Origin of the sequence: Bradyrhizobium oligotrophicum (assembly GCF_051168495.1) — a bacterium.
Lineage (GTDB): Bacteria > Pseudomonadota > Alphaproteobacteria > Rhizobiales > Xanthobacteraceae > Bradyrhizobium > Bradyrhizobium oligotrophicum_A.
Map to the genome: position 1 here is coordinate 176,966 of NZ_JBNPVB010000006.1, position 13,093 is coordinate 190,058.

The following is a 13,093-nucleotide window of genomic DNA, read 5'->3' on the forward strand; positions in this document are numbered from 1 at the left end:
GGTGGCGGAGCGGAGATTTTGGAGCGGGCGAAGGGGTTCGAACCCTCGACCCCGACCTTGGCAAGGTCGTGCTCTACCACTGAGCTACACCCGCATCCGTGACGACTGGACGGCGTGGCCGCCAGCGACGGGCAGACCTATGCCAAATGCCGCGGACGAATGCAACAGGTCTGCGACAGGTTTCGCACCGTGACGCGCTTCAATTTTGGGTGTCGGCCCGGTCAAATCGGTCCGGATCGGCCAGCCGGCGGGCTCCTGTCTGAACGGATTGAAATTTCCCCGGCGGCTGCCACTTAAAGAGATGGAACCCGTGTATTGAAGCGCGGCGGCGGCCGGTTCCAGGCGCGCCGTTCATCCAGCTTATTCGGACGAGGGACCCCGTGACCATTGTTGAGCAGGGCGGAGCGGCGCCACAGGTGCCGGATCTGATCAAGGACACCACGACCCAGAGCTTCGTGAAGGACGTCATCGAGGAATCGAAGCGTCAGCCGGTCTTGATCGACTTCTGGGCCCCGTGGTGCGGCCCTTGCAAGCAGCTGACCCCGATCCTGGAAAAAGCCGTCAAGTCGGCCAAGGGCAAGGTCAAGCTGGTCAAGATGAACATCGACGAGCATCCGGCGATTCCGGGCCAGATGGGCATCCAATCGATTCCGGCCGTGATCGCCTTCGTCGGCGGACGGCCGGCGGACGGTTTCATGGGCGCCGTGCCCGAAAGCCAGGTCAGCGCCTTCATCGAAAAGCTGACGAAGGGAGTTCCCGGCGTCGGCGAACCCGACATCGCCGAGATCCTCAAGGAAGCCGAGGCGGTGCTGGCGGAGGGCGATGCAGCCGGCGCGGCACAGATCTATGCCGAGGTGCTGTCGATCGACCCCGCCAACATTCCCGCTCTGGCGGGCCTTGCCAAATGCTATGTCGAAACCGGCGCGATCGAGCAGGCCCGCGAGACGCTGGCCCAGATCCCCGAAGCCAAACGCAACGATTCGGCCGTCACGGCGGTGCAGGCCGCGATCGATCTGGCCGAGCAGGCGCAGTCGCTCGGACCGGTCGGCGAGCTCGAACAGAAGGTCGCCGCCAATCCGCTCGACCATCAGGCGCGTTTCGATCTGGCGATCGCGCTCAACGCCGCGGCCAAGCGCAAGGAAGCCACCGACCAATTGCTCGAGATCGTCAAGCGTGACCGCAAGTGGAACGAGGACGGCGCGCGCAAGCAGCTCGTGCAGTTCTTCGAAGCCTGGGGCGGCGCCGACGAAGCCACCATCGAAGGCCGCAAGCGACTGTCGACGATCCTGTTTTCGTAACCGAGCGAGGCGCAGGCCTCAGCGGACACGAGGTATCGCATGCCGATCAATGCCGAATATCGTGGTCCTGCCGAGCTGCCGGAGATCGTCCCGGTGTTTCCGCTGGCCGGCGCGCTGCTGCTGCCGCGCGGCCAAATGCCGCTCAACATCTTCGAGCCGCGCTATCTCGCGATGGTCGACGACACGTTCCGCGACGGCCATCGGCTGATCGGCATGATCCAGCCCGACGTCACGCATTCGTCGAGCGAAGAGCGGCCGGTCCTGTTCAAGGTCGGCTGCGTCGGCCGGATCACCCAATTGGCGGAGTCCGGCGACGGCCGTTACATCCTCGAACTCACCGGCGTATCGCGCTTCCAGGTGGTCGAGGAATTGACGGTGCTGACGCCCTATCGGCAATGCAAGGTCGACTACTTCCCGTTCATCGACGACTTCACGGCGCGCAAGGGCGAGAATGCGGTCGACCGCGACGCACTGCTCGCGGTGCTCACCGATTTCCTCAAGGCCAACAATCTCAAGGTCGACTGGGCGGGCATCGAGGCCGCCCCCAACGAGGCGCTGGTCAACGCGCTGGCGATGATGTCGCCCTACGGGCCGGCGGAAAAGCAGGCGATGCTTGAAGCGCCCGATCTGAAGACGCGGGCGGAAATCCTGGTCGCCGTCACCGAGATGGATCTCGCCAAGAAGCGGACCTCGGGCGATCCGCCGCTGCAATGATCATTCGGCGGCGGCGATGCGCGGCGCCGACGGCGTTGCCGTGAGGCGCATCAGTCCGATCGTCGCCAGGATGACCCCGACATAGACCATGAGCTGCATCGCAGTCGGCTGGTCGGTGTAGCCGATCAGGGCCTTGAGCGTTCGGCCTGCCAACCCGGCCTCGGGCAGCACCGCGCTCGAATCCCAGACCACGCGGTCGAGCGATGTCAGCCAGTTGGCGCGCGCGAGGAAGAACACCGCCTGGGCCGCCATTCCAGCCGACAGCAGCGTGATCAGCACGGTGGTTGTCTTGAACAAGGCCCGCGGCGGAATCCGCATCAGCCCGAAATAGGTGGCGAGACCGACCGCGACGCCGAGCAGCAGGCCGAGGATGCCGCCGCCCAGCAGCGCGCCCCCCGAACCGTCGCCGGAGGCGGCGACGCCGTAGAGGAACAACGCCACCTCACTGCCCTCGCGCAGCACCGCGATCGCGATCACCGTCGCCAGCGCGGCGAGCGGCTTGGCTCCATCGGCCACCGCCCGTCCCATCGTTCGCAGCTCACTGGCCATCTCCCGGCCGTGCCGGGCCATCCATACATTGTGCCAGGTCAGCATGACCACGGCGGTTGCGAGAATGGCCGCGTTGAACAGCTCCTGCCCCATGCCCTCGAACATCTGCGTCAGCGCGCCCGCAAAGGCGGCGACGACGCAGGCCCCGGCAAGGCCGGCAAACAGGCCGCCGCCGATCCACCGCAGCCGGTACGGCACCGCGCTGGTGACCGCGAGCACGATGCCGACGATCAGGCCGGCCTCGAAGACTTCACGAAAGACGATGATGAGAGCAGCGAGCATGGCACGACGTCCTACTGAACGTTGATGAAGCCCCGTGCCTTTTCGTTGAAGTCGTTGTGGAACTCGTAGCGTCCCGACTTCACCGCACGGACATTGAGAACGGCCTCACTATTGGCTGCCACGACCTTTTCGATCTTGAGCGTCTCGCTCTCGAATTCCATCGCCTTGGCTTCCATGTTCTTGACGCGGATCGTCAGCGGCGAGTCGGCCGGCACCGTCGGCTCCCTCGGCTCGAACTGCCCGTTCGCATAAGTGAGGCAGATCTCATTCGGTTTCTCGGCCCGCACCTGCAGCGGGGCCAGCAGCACGCCGGCGCTTCCCACCACCACGATCAACTTCCGCACCACGTCGCCCAACAACGATCAGTCCCCTCGTATCACGACAAACAAATCGGAGAACTGGCACCCGGTCGCATCGAGAGCGATGGCGAAGTACCCGTTCGCGACGACGAACAGCTAGTCGGCCCGCCGCCGGGTCTGCAAAGAGACTCCTTCTAAGTTGGAACCATTCTTGGCGAATGTGTCGCGGCAGTGGCGGACACTTGACCACCGGTGGCTCCATGGCACGCTTTGGTTATGAAGTTCGTCGGCTCGCCCTATCCTCGCCGCGCATTGCTGTTTGGGGACAAAGTCTGGCGAATTGATAGCAGCCCCGCAGCGAACCTGCGGCAAGGGCTTGGCGGGGATCAGTAGCCTGCGGCTGCGAGAACGACGACGCCGGCGAGCATGACCCAGCCGAAATGGCGCGCGCGTGTCGCCAGCGCATTGGCACACGCCGCGAAGCCAAACACGACGATCACCGTGATCACCGTCCAGTGCCGCGCCGGCTCGGAGCCCATCCACGGCGCCGCGATCAGCAAGGCACCGCAGCCGATCCAGGCCACCGTCCCGGCCTGCCACACCAGACGGAGCAGCGTGCGCAACCGCTCCGGCGAAATGGTGGCGCGCGCGAACACGACGGTCTCTCCGACGACGCCATGGATCAGCGCAGCTACAATCGCGGCGAGCCCCGCGGCCTGCAACAGGACATCTCGCATGATAATCGCTCCATACAGTTATGTATGGATCATGTCCCCGGCGCTGGCGGCCGTCAATACATTTGTGTATGGTGCCGCAGAGGGACACACGACATGAACGAGCAGCTCTCGGCGACGGACTGGCTGGACCAGGGCCTCAAGGTGCTGGCCAGCAGAGGCTTCACGGCGCTCAAGGCCGAACCGATGGCCAAGGTCATGGGCGTGTCGCGCGGCAGCTTCTACTGGCACTTCGAAGACGTCGCGGCGTTTCATGCCGCGCTGCTGAAGCATTGGCGGGAGATTGCAGCCGAGCAGATCATCACGCGCGTCGAGGCGAGCGCAGACGCCGAGCCCGTCATCGCCGTGCTGCTGCGCCGCACATTCTCGGTCCGGCTGACCCTGGAGCGGGCCGTCCGTAGCTGGGCCACGTCCGACGCCGTCGCACGGCAAGCCGTCCAGGCGATCGACAAGCGGCGGCTCGGCTATGTCGAGAGCCTGCTCGCGGCCGAGGGCCTGGCGCCGGCGGCCGCGCAAGCGCGGGCGCAGGTTCTCTACTGGGCGTTTCTCGGCCACGCACTGTCGGATCGGCCGCTGCCGGCGGCGCAGTTGGACGCGGTCATCGACGAGCTGATCCGGATCGCCCTGCACAAGCCTTGAAGCACGACAACGGTCGGGCCGATATGCTAGAGAGGCGCCGCCGGAGAACCTCGCCATGAACGCCCCGCTCGAACGCCCCGCCAATTCCGTCGATCCGAAGCTGCTCGAAATTCTGGTGTGCCCGATGACCAAGGGCCCGCTGGAGTACGATGCAGCGAAACAGGAGCTGGTCTCGCGCTCCGCCAGGCTCGCTTATCCGATCCGCGACGGCATCCCGATCATGCTGCCCGAGGAAGCGCGAAAGATCGACTGACCCATGCGCTCCGTCGCCATCCATTGCGCCGCCGCTCTGGCGCTCGCCGCCCTCACCTCGGCGGCCTCGGCCGAGGAGAGCGCCATCCGCGTCGGTCCAATCGACGCCGTCCTGACGACACCCGCGGGCGTCGAACGGCCGCCGGTGGCGCTGTTGATCGCCGGCTCCGGATCGACGGACCGGGATGGCAATGGGCCGCAGCTCAAACCGGCAACCCTGAAGAAGCTGGCCGAACAGCTGGCGGCCCGGGGCATTGCCACGCTGCGCTATGACAAGCGCGGCGCGCGCGGCTGGAAGGCGGAGTTCGGCAAGCCGGAGGACTTCCGCTTCAAGGACTATGTCGGCGACGCGACCTCCCTGGTCGACTTCCTGCGCGGCAAGTTCGCCCGCATCGTTCTGGTCGGCCACAGCGAAGGCGGCCTCGTCGCCATCCTCACCGCCCGCCGCACACCGGTGGACCGCCTCGTGCTGCTCGCGGCTTCGGCACGGCGGCAGGGGGACCTCTTGAAGGCGCAGCTCGAGAAGCAGCTGCCGCCGGACAAGCTGCAGCCGATCGTCAAGGCGATCGACACCATCATGGCCGGGCAGATCGTCGATCCGCTGCCAGACGGCTTGCGGCTTCCGCCGGCGCTGCAGCCCGCCATGGCCTCTGCCTTCGCCGAGGACCCGATCGATCCGCTCAAGCAGATTACGATCCCGATCCTGATCGTCGGCGGCGCCCGCGATTCGCAAATCGCGCGGCTCGACATGGTGGCGCTTGCCGCCGCAGCGCCGGCCGCCAAGTCGCTATGGCTGCCGGAGATGAACCACGTGCTGGTCGACGTCGCCAACGAGGACGAGAACCTGTCGTCCTACAACGACCCCGACCGCCCGCTCGACCCGGACATGGTCGACGCCGTCGCCGGCTTCATCGCGGCCGCAGGGCCACGCTGAGCTCTTGGTTCGAGCACCAACTTTTCGGAGCTCTACAGCGCCTCGCCCTTCAGCAGCCGCGGCATCTCGCCCGTGAGGCCCGCGGCCTGCTTGATGAACAGCTCCTTCAAAAGCGGCGCGCGATCGACGAGGCCGAGGCCGATGTCGCGCACGGCGCGCAGCAAGGTCGATTTGTTGGAGAACAGGAAGTTCAGCGAGTTGGTGGCGACGCCCATCGCCATGGTGTCGAACCGGCGCCAGCGCTGATAGCTCTCCAAGACGTCGATCTGCCCGGGATCGATCCCCATCCGGGCGGCGTCGACCACCACCTGGGCCAGCGCGGCGACGTCCTTCAGCCCCATGTTGAGGCCCTGCCCCGCGATCGGATGGATCACGTGGGCGGCGTCGCCGACCAGCGCCAGCCGCGGCGCGATGAAGGAGCGGGCGACGAAATAGGACAGCGGAAACGCGCGTGGCTGGTCGAGCACTTTCAACTCGCCGAGATGCAGGCCGGCGCGCTTCTCCAGCTCGGCAAGGAATTCGTCCGCGCTGAGCGCCACCAGACGCTGCGCGTCCTTGCGCCGCTCGGTCCACACCAGCGACGAGCGGTTGCCGGTCAGCGGCAGCATCGCGAACGGTCCGGGCGGCAGGAAATGCTCCTCGGCGCGGCCGCCATGATCGCGCTCGTGACCGACGGTCACCACGATTCCCGATTGGTCGTAGTCCCAGCCATGGGTCTGGATGCCGGCACGCTCGCGCAGCTTCGAGCGGGCGCCGTCGGCCGCCACCAGCAGGCTCGCCTCGCACTGGCTGCCGTCGCCCAGCGTCACCGCGACGCTGTCGCCGCGCGTTTCGAACCCGGTCACCGCCGTTGCCTTGAGTTCGACGCCGGCAGCCTCGGCATGCCGGACCAGCGCGTCGATCAGATGCCGGTTCTCGACCATGTGCGCGAACGGCTCGCCGGCCTCGACCTGCCCGGCGAAGGTCAGGAACGCCGGGCGGGTGGCGTCCTCGACCTTGGAATCGGTGATGACCATGTCGAGGATCGGCTGCGCCTCGGGCGCGACGTCGGCCCAGACCCCGATCGCGTCGAACAGCTTGCGGCAGGCGGCGACGATGGCGCTGGCGCGCGGATCGCGGCTCGGCCGGTTGGCCAGCGCCGGGTCCGCCACGATCACTGGCACGTCGGGTCCCAGCCCCTGCCGGAGCGCGAGCGCCAGCGCCAGGCCGGCAAAGGCCCCGCCACAAATGACAATGCTTCGCTGTGTCGTCATGCCGCCCTGCTCACGGTTACTCTTGCGGGTGGAGTATAGCTGGGCGAAACAGGAGCGTGAAACAAGGTCTGCCCTCCCGGACCGTCATTTCGGGATGCCTGATCCCGCCGGAACGGGACCGGAGCGGACGGCCGAGCCAGCGAAAGCACGACGCCATGTCCAAGGGACTGATCGACCTGATCTCGATCCTCGACCTCGAGCCGATCGAGGTGAACCTGTTCCGCGGCAACAGCCCGAAGACGAGCTGGCAGCGCGTGTTCGGCGGCCAGGTGATCGGCCAGGCGATGATGGCGGCCTGCCGCACCGTCGAAGGCCGGCAGCCGCACTCGCTGCATTGCTATTTCATCCTGCCGGGCGATCCGCAGGTGCCGATCATCTACGAGGTCGAGCGGCTGCGCGATGGCAGGAGCTATGCGACGCGGCGCGTCACCGCGATCCAGCACGGCAATGCGATCTTCTCCATCATGGTCTCGTTCCACTCTGACGAGGACAGCGCATTCAACCATCAGGACAGGATGCCGGACGTTCCGCCGCCGGAGAAGCTGACGGCCGAGGAGATATCCAAGCAGCCGATGTTCCAGGAGGTCTTCCAGCGGATGCCGGATTTCATCCGCCGCTACTACGAATCCGACCGGCCGATCGAGCTGCGTCCGGTCGAACTCAGCCGCTATTTCGGCCAGAAGATCGAGGATGGCCGCATCCACGTCTGGATCAGGACGGCGGCCAAGCTGCCCGACGATCCAACGCTGCATTTGTGCGCGCTGGCCTATGCCTCGGACTTTTCGCTGCTCGATGCGGCGATGGCGCGCTACGGCCGCACCCTGTTCGACAAGCGCATGATGCCGGCCTCGCTCGACCATGCGATGTGGTTTCACCGGCCGTTCCGCGCCGACGAATGGCTGCTCTATGCGCAGGATTCGCCGAGCGCGCAGGGCGGCCGCGGGCTGACCCGCGGCTCGATCTTCACGACCGACGGCACGCTGGTCGCCTCGGTCGCCCAGGAGGGCTCGATCCGCGAGCGCTGGGCGTAGCGGCATCACATCGGTTGCGAGCCACGCGGCACCAGCGCGAACTGCGAGACGTACCAGGCGCTGTACCAGCGCAGCAGCCACGGGATCGGAATGATCACCGAGCAGCCCAACACGAACAGCAAGGTGCGCCACAGCACCTGCAGGCCCGTGCCGTTGAACACCACTTCGCGCCGCGTGCCCTGGATGTTGCGGCAGATCCAGCGCATCCAGGCCGTCGTCACCCAGGCCCAGCCGATGATGGTGACGACCGACACGATCAGCAGCAGGTACCACCCGAAATAGACGACCGGGCTGCCCTCGAAGCGGATCGGCAGCGGCTCGCCATTCGATGCGATCCGGCTCAATACCCAGCGCATGATCATCCAGCCCAGGAAAGCTTGAGCAACCACGGCTGCGAGCTTGATGATCGGCTGATCGCTCATGCCGACATAGGTCAGCACACCCATGCCGACGAAGACGTACCAGACGTCCAGCGGCTGGCCGATGAAGCTGAGGTTGGGCCGGCCGGGCACCCTGACCCGCTCGATCACGTAGCGGTAGAGATAGACCGCGGTCCAAGGCGTGATGACGATGAGGAACTGACCGACGACATACAGCAATGTCCAGCCGAGATAGGGCCAGGTGTCGAGCTTGACCGACAGCGCGCCTGACGGAGCCGGGCCGCCGGCGTCGAAGGCAGGCGGGACGGAAGGCGACGTGCCGGGCACGTCCGACAGCAGCCCGGGAATGCCCCCGGCCTTCTCCCAGCCGGCCATGCCGTCGCTCCAGAGCAGCGTCTCGGCGGTCACGACGCCCCGCGCGACCAGGTCGCGCAGCTCATCCTCGGATATTGGCCCCTGCTGCTGGCCTTGGGCTGCATAATACCAGGAACGATTCGACATGGGCGGTCCTTGAATGGAGGAGGCGGGGAAACGTCTTCTTTCTGTCGGGCCATGTCGGCTTCCGTTCAGTGATATCCGTCACCCCTGACGTTTTCGCTTAACGCTGCGCTGAATTTGTGCCATCTGCCTATGAACAGGCCAAAACGGCCACGCCACGCCTGCCTCCGAAACAGGCTGCCCCCGATCCGAGGAAACCCAAGGCCCGCCATGAAGCTCGTCGTCGCGATCATCAAACCCTTCAAGCTCGACGAGGTGCGCCAGGCCCTCACCGCGATCGGCGTCCACGGCATGACCGTCACCGAGGTCAAGGGCTACGGCCGCCAGAAGGGCCACACCGAGATCTATCGCGGCGCCGAATACATCGTGAACTTCCTGCCCAAGCTGCGCATCGAGATCGCGGTCAATTCCGACATCGCCGAGAAGGCGGTCGAGGTGATCACGACGCATGCGCGCACCGGCCAGATCGGCGACGGCAAGATCTTCGTGACGCCGATCGATCACGCCCGCCGCATCCGCACCGGCGAGACCGACAGCGACGCGCTGTAGGCCGCCGCGGTCGCCGGACGTCCGCCGCAACGGCGCGGCCGGACCGACATTCCTGATCTGAACCGACATGCCGGGGGGACTGTCATGGGGACCTTTGCGTCTCGTTGCCTGCGCGCGTCTGCAGCACTTGCTGCAGCAGGCGGCGTAACCTTCATCATGCCGGCACGGGCCGCAGCGGCGTCGACGATCGAACCGGCCGACACCGCCTGGATGATCGTCGCCACCGCGCTGGTGCTGATGATGACCATCCCAGGCCTGGCGCTGTTCTACTCGGGCATGGTGCGCAAGAAGAACGTGCTGGCGACGATGGCGCAGAGCCTCGCCGCGGTGATGCTGATCTCGATCCTGTGGGTCGCGTTCGGCTATTCGCTGGCCTTCGTCGGCGACGGCAGCTGGATCGGCTCGCTGGATCGCGCCTTCCTGGCCGGCATGGGCATGGACAGCGTCCATCCCGGCGCCAAGACCATCCCGGAGGCGCTGTTCATGCTGTACCAGATGACGTTCGCGATCATCACGGTGGCGCTGGTGGCGGGCTCGGTCGCCGATCGCATGCGGTTCTCGGCATATCTGCTGTTCGGCGTCGCCTGGTTCGTCTTCGTCTACGTGCCGCTGGCGCATTGGATCTGGGGCGGCGGCTTCCTCGCCCAGGCCGGCGTGGTCGATTTCGCCGGCGGTCTCGTGGTGCATCTGTCCGCCGGCACCGGCGGGCTGGTCGCGGCGCTGGTGATGGGACGCCGCCAGGGCTATGGCAGCGAGAACCTCTCGCCGTTCGACCTGTCGCTCGCGGTGGTCGGCACCGGCCTGCTGTGGGTCGGCTGGTTCGGCTTCAATGGCGGCTCGGCGCTCGCGGCCAATGCGCATGCGGTGATGGCGATCCTGACCACGCATCTCGCCGCGTGCGCCGGCGCGGTGACCTGGGGCGCGCTGGAATGGTCGACCCGCCGCAAACCGTCGGTGCTCGGCATGATCTCGGGCGCGGTCGCCGGCCTCGGCACCATCACGCCCGCCTCCGGCTTCGTCGCGCCCTGGCACGGCCTCGTCATCGGCGCCACCGCCGGTATCATCTGCTACTGGGCCTGCACCTCGCTGAAGCACCGCTTCAATTACGACGACTCGCTCGACGTGTTCGGCGTGCACGGTATCGGCGGCCTGACCGGCACCGTGCTGGCCGGGGTGTTCGCGACCGCCGCAATCGGCGGCACCGCCGGGCTGATCGAGGGCAACCCGAAGCAGCTCGCGGCCCAGCTCTACGGCGTCGCCGTCACCCTGGCCTGGTCCGGCGGCGTGACCTGGGGGCTGTTGAGGCTGGTCAGCGCCTTCGTGCCGCTGCGGGTCTCCCGCGAGCACGAGCTGGAGGGCCTCGACATTTCCCAGCATGGCGAAGCGCTGCAATAGTTGCAGGATTTGGCGCCATTTGACCCGTTCCCAGCCGCCGGATTCTGCCCGCTCAGTGAGCAGTATTGTGTCTTGGGCCTGACATGCGCAGTTTTTGCGCGCGTCTGCCCATTTCTTGAGCGCGACGGAATAGCGCAGGCGCAGACATCCCCCCTGAACGCTGAAAAGGTCAGCGTTCACGGCTTGTTAGCCCTGACCAGCCGTCTGGCACGGCATTTGATTCTACACCCCCGGCTGTGCCCGCGTCGTGAAGCTTTCTCCGCGTGGTGAACCTCAGTCGACAGGAAGCGCTCGGTAACGTCCGTGCCGGGCCCAAGCGGGGATAGGACCCATGAAAATTGTTATGGCGATCATTAAGCCATTCAAGCTCGAAGAAGTCCGGGACGCCCTGACCGCCATCGGCGTTCATGGTCTCACGGTGACCGAAGTGAAGGGATACGGCCGTCAGAAAGGACATACGGAGATCTATCGCGGCGCCGAATATGCGGTGAGCTTCCTGCCCAAGATCAAGATCGAGGTCGCGATCCCCTCCGACCAGGTCGACAAGACCATCGATGCCATCTCTTCGGCCGCCAAGACCGGCCAGATCGGCGACGGCAAGATTTTCGTCATCAGCCTCGACCACGCCGTGCGGATCCGCACCGGCGAAGCGGACGCTGCGGCCCTTTGATTTCGCGCTCAAACCAGAACACTTACGGAGTATAAGAAAATGACGTTCAAGCGTCCAACCAGCGCGGGATGGGTTACGCTCGCAGTTGCAGGGCTCTGCGTCGCAGGCCTCGCCGATGTGGCGTTCGCTGAAGACGCGCCTGCCGCCGCCGCAGCAGCCGCCCCCGTTCCCAACAAGGGCGACGTCGCCTGGATGCTGATCTCCAGCGCGCTCGTCCTGATGATGTCCGTCCCCGGCCTCGCGCTGTTCTATGGCGGCCTCGTCCGTACCAAGAACATGGCGTCGGTCCTGACCCAGGTGTTCGCGATCGTCGCCATGGTCGGCGTGGTCTGGACGCTGTACGGCTACTCGCTCGCCTTCACCGACGGCGGCAGCATGACCTCGTGGATCGGCGGCTTCTCCAAGGCCTTCCTGCACGGCGTCGACGCCAACTCGACGGCGGCCACCTTCTCCAACGGCGTCGTGATCCCGGAACTCGCCTACTTCGTGTTCCAGATGACCTTCGCGATGATCACCCCGGCCCTGATCGTCGGCGCCTTCGCCGAACGCATCAAGTTCTCGGCGGTGATGCTGTTCGTGCTGCTCTGGGTCACCTTCGTCTACTTCCCGATCGCGCATTGGGTCTGGTATATCGCAGCTCCCGATGACGTCGCTGCCGCTGCCAAGGCTCTCGCCGCCGCCGGCGACGCTGCTGCCAAGACCGCCGCCCAGACCAAGCTCGACGAAGTCACCGGCGCTGTCGGCTGGCTCGCCGGCGCGGGCGCTCTCGACTTCGCGGGCGGCACCGTCGTGCACATCAACGCCGGCATCGCCGGCCTGGTGGGCGCAGTTCTGATCGGCAAGCGCACCGGCTACGGCAAGGAGCTGATGGCTCCGCACTCGCTGACCATGACCATGATCGGCGCTGCGCTGCTGTGGGTCGGCTGGTTCGGCTTCAATGCCGGCTCGAACCTGGAGTCGAACGGTGTCACCGCGCTGGCCTTCGTCAACACCATGGTCGCCACCGCGGGTGCGGCGCTGTCCTGGCTGCTGTGCGAATGGGCCGTCAAGGGCAAGCCTTCGCTGCTCGGCATCTGCTCGGGTGCGGTCGCCGGTCTCGTCGCCGTCACCCCGGCCTCCGGCCTCGCCGGCCCGATCGGCGCGCTGGTGCTCGGCCTGATCGTCTCTCCGGTCTGCCTGTTCTTCGTCTCCACCGTGAAGAACGCGCTCGGCTATGACGACGCGCTCGACGTGTTCGGCGTGCACTGCATCGGCGGCATCATCGGCGCGCTCGGCACCGGCATCCTGGTCAACCCCGCGCTCGGCGGCGTCGGCATCACCGACTACACCAACATCACCGGCAACAACGCCGGCACCTATGACTTCGCCACGCAGATGCTGGCGCAGATCAAGGCTGTCGTCGCCACGCTGGTGTGGTCGGGCGTCGGCTCGGCGATCCTCTACAAGGTCGTCGACGTGATCATCGGCCTGCGTCCGACCGTCGAGCAGGAGCGCGAAGGTCTCGACATCACCGACCACGGCGAGCGCGCCTACAACTACTGAGTTCTCCCGGGACTTGGCCCTACCGGGCCAGGTCCGCAACTTCGGTTCGGGCAAATACCCGGCAATGCCCTGAC

15 protein-coding genes and 1 tRNA gene are annotated in these 13,093 nt (G+C 66.2%); 10 read left to right on the top strand and 6 right to left on the bottom strand.

The genetic code is table 11. The annotated features are described in order from the left end of the window. Nucleotides 1–19: 19 nt before the first annotated feature. A tRNA-Gly gene (locus ACQR1B_RS14355) sits at nt 20–94 on the bottom strand. A gap of 286 nt (nt 95–380) precedes the next feature. On the opposite strand from ACQR1B_RS14355, the gene trxA reads away from it, so the two are divergent. Beyond that, nucleotides 381–1,298: a thioredoxin gene (gene trxA, locus ACQR1B_RS14360; RefSeq protein WP_434833049.1), complete on the top strand. Its 918-nt coding sequence runs from the start codon at nt 381–383 to the stop codon at nt 1,296–1,298. A gap of 39 nt (nt 1,299–1,337) precedes the next feature. Then, nucleotides 1,338–2,012 (top strand): LON peptidase substrate-binding domain-containing protein, encoded by a 675-nt coding sequence (locus tag ACQR1B_RS14365; protein ID WP_434833050.1) that lies wholly within the window; start codon nt 1,338–1,340, stop codon nt 2,010–2,012. Here the strand turns inward: ACQR1B_RS14365 and ACQR1B_RS14370 are convergent, their stop codons facing one another. From ACQR1B_RS14370 to ACQR1B_RS14380, 3 genes are all read right to left on the bottom strand, one after another. After that, nucleotides 2,013–2,843, bottom strand: a complete 831-nt coding sequence (locus tag ACQR1B_RS14370; RefSeq protein WP_434833051.1) for an FTR1 family iron permease — start codon at nt 2,841–2,843, stop codon at nt 2,013–2,015. Between the two features lie 11 nt (nt 2,844–2,854). Then, nucleotides 2,855–3,187, bottom strand: coding sequence for a cupredoxin domain-containing protein (locus ACQR1B_RS14375; protein WP_434833052.1), 333 nt, complete (start codon nt 3,185–3,187; stop codon nt 2,855–2,857). 341 nt (nt 3,188–3,528) lie between these two features. After that, the gene (locus ACQR1B_RS14380) at nt 3,529–3,879 is read right to left on the bottom strand and encodes a hypothetical protein (RefSeq protein ID WP_434833053.1); all 351 of its coding nucleotides are present in this window, start codon (nt 3,877–3,879) and stop codon (nt 3,529–3,531) included. Between the two features lie 93 nt (nt 3,880–3,972). On the opposite strand from ACQR1B_RS14380, the gene ACQR1B_RS14385 reads away from it, so the two are divergent. Genes ACQR1B_RS14385 through ACQR1B_RS14395 form a run of 3 tightly spaced genes read left to right on the top strand, consistent with a single transcriptional unit; the run spans nt 3,973 to nt 5,701 of the window. Continuing rightward, nucleotides 3,973–4,515, top strand: coding sequence for a TetR/AcrR family transcriptional regulator (locus ACQR1B_RS14385; RefSeq protein WP_434833054.1), 543 nt, complete (start codon nt 3,973–3,975; stop codon nt 4,513–4,515). Nucleotides 4,516–4,570: 55 nt separating this feature from the next. After that, complete coding sequence (locus ACQR1B_RS14390) at nt 4,571–4,768, top strand: Trm112 family protein (RefSeq protein ID WP_008963386.1); 198 nt, start codon at nt 4,571–4,573, stop codon at nt 4,766–4,768. A 3-nt stretch (nt 4,769–4,771) separates the two neighbouring features. Next, a complete protein-coding gene (locus ACQR1B_RS14395) occupies nt 4,772–5,701 on the top strand; it encodes an alpha/beta hydrolase (protein WP_434833055.1) in 930 nt (309 codons plus the stop codon). Nucleotides 5,702–5,733: 32 nt separating this feature from the next. Here ACQR1B_RS14395 and ACQR1B_RS14400 read toward each other — a convergent pair whose 3' ends face one another. Then, nucleotides 5,734–6,954, bottom strand: a complete 1,221-nt coding sequence (locus tag ACQR1B_RS14400; protein ID WP_434833056.1) for a ubiquinone biosynthesis hydroxylase — start codon at nt 6,952–6,954, stop codon at nt 5,734–5,736. Nucleotides 6,955–7,109: 155 nt separating this feature from the next. Here ACQR1B_RS14400 and tesB point away from each other — a divergent pair, with 155 nt between their 5' ends. Next, on the top strand, nt 7,110–7,985 hold the full coding sequence (gene tesB, locus ACQR1B_RS14405; protein ID WP_434833057.1) for an acyl-CoA thioesterase II: 876 nt from the start codon (nt 7,110–7,112) through the stop codon (nt 7,983–7,985). Between the two features lie 5 nt (nt 7,986–7,990). Here tesB and ACQR1B_RS14410 read toward each other — a convergent pair whose 3' ends face one another. After that, nucleotides 7,991–8,866: a DUF4339 domain-containing protein gene (locus tag ACQR1B_RS14410; RefSeq protein ID WP_434833058.1), complete on the bottom strand. Its 876-nt coding sequence runs from the start codon at nt 8,864–8,866 to the stop codon at nt 7,991–7,993. 207 nt (nt 8,867–9,073) lie between these two features. Here ACQR1B_RS14410 and ACQR1B_RS14415 point away from each other — a divergent pair, with 207 nt between their 5' ends. The 4 genes from ACQR1B_RS14415 to ACQR1B_RS14430 all read left to right on the top strand — a co-directional run bounded on the left by ACQR1B_RS14415 (nt 9,074) and on the right by ACQR1B_RS14430 (nt 13,019). After that, on the top strand, nt 9,074–9,412 hold the full coding sequence (locus tag ACQR1B_RS14415) for a P-II family nitrogen regulator (RefSeq protein ID WP_257167498.1): 339 nt from the start codon (nt 9,074–9,076) through the stop codon (nt 9,410–9,412). A gap of 84 nt (nt 9,413–9,496) precedes the next feature. Next, on the top strand, nt 9,497–10,807 hold the full coding sequence (locus ACQR1B_RS14420) for an ammonium transporter (protein ID WP_434833059.1): 1,311 nt from the start codon (nt 9,497–9,499) through the stop codon (nt 10,805–10,807). Nucleotides 10,808–11,138: 331 nt separating this feature from the next. Beyond that, entirely contained in the window at nt 11,139–11,477 is a 339-nt protein-coding gene (locus ACQR1B_RS14425; RefSeq protein ID WP_006611147.1) for a P-II family nitrogen regulator, read from the top strand. 39 nt (nt 11,478–11,516) lie between these two features. After that, a complete protein-coding gene (locus tag ACQR1B_RS14430; protein WP_434833060.1) occupies nt 11,517–13,019 on the top strand; it encodes an ammonium transporter in 1,503 nt (500 codons plus the stop codon). Nucleotides 13,020–13,093 lie beyond the last annotated feature (74 nt).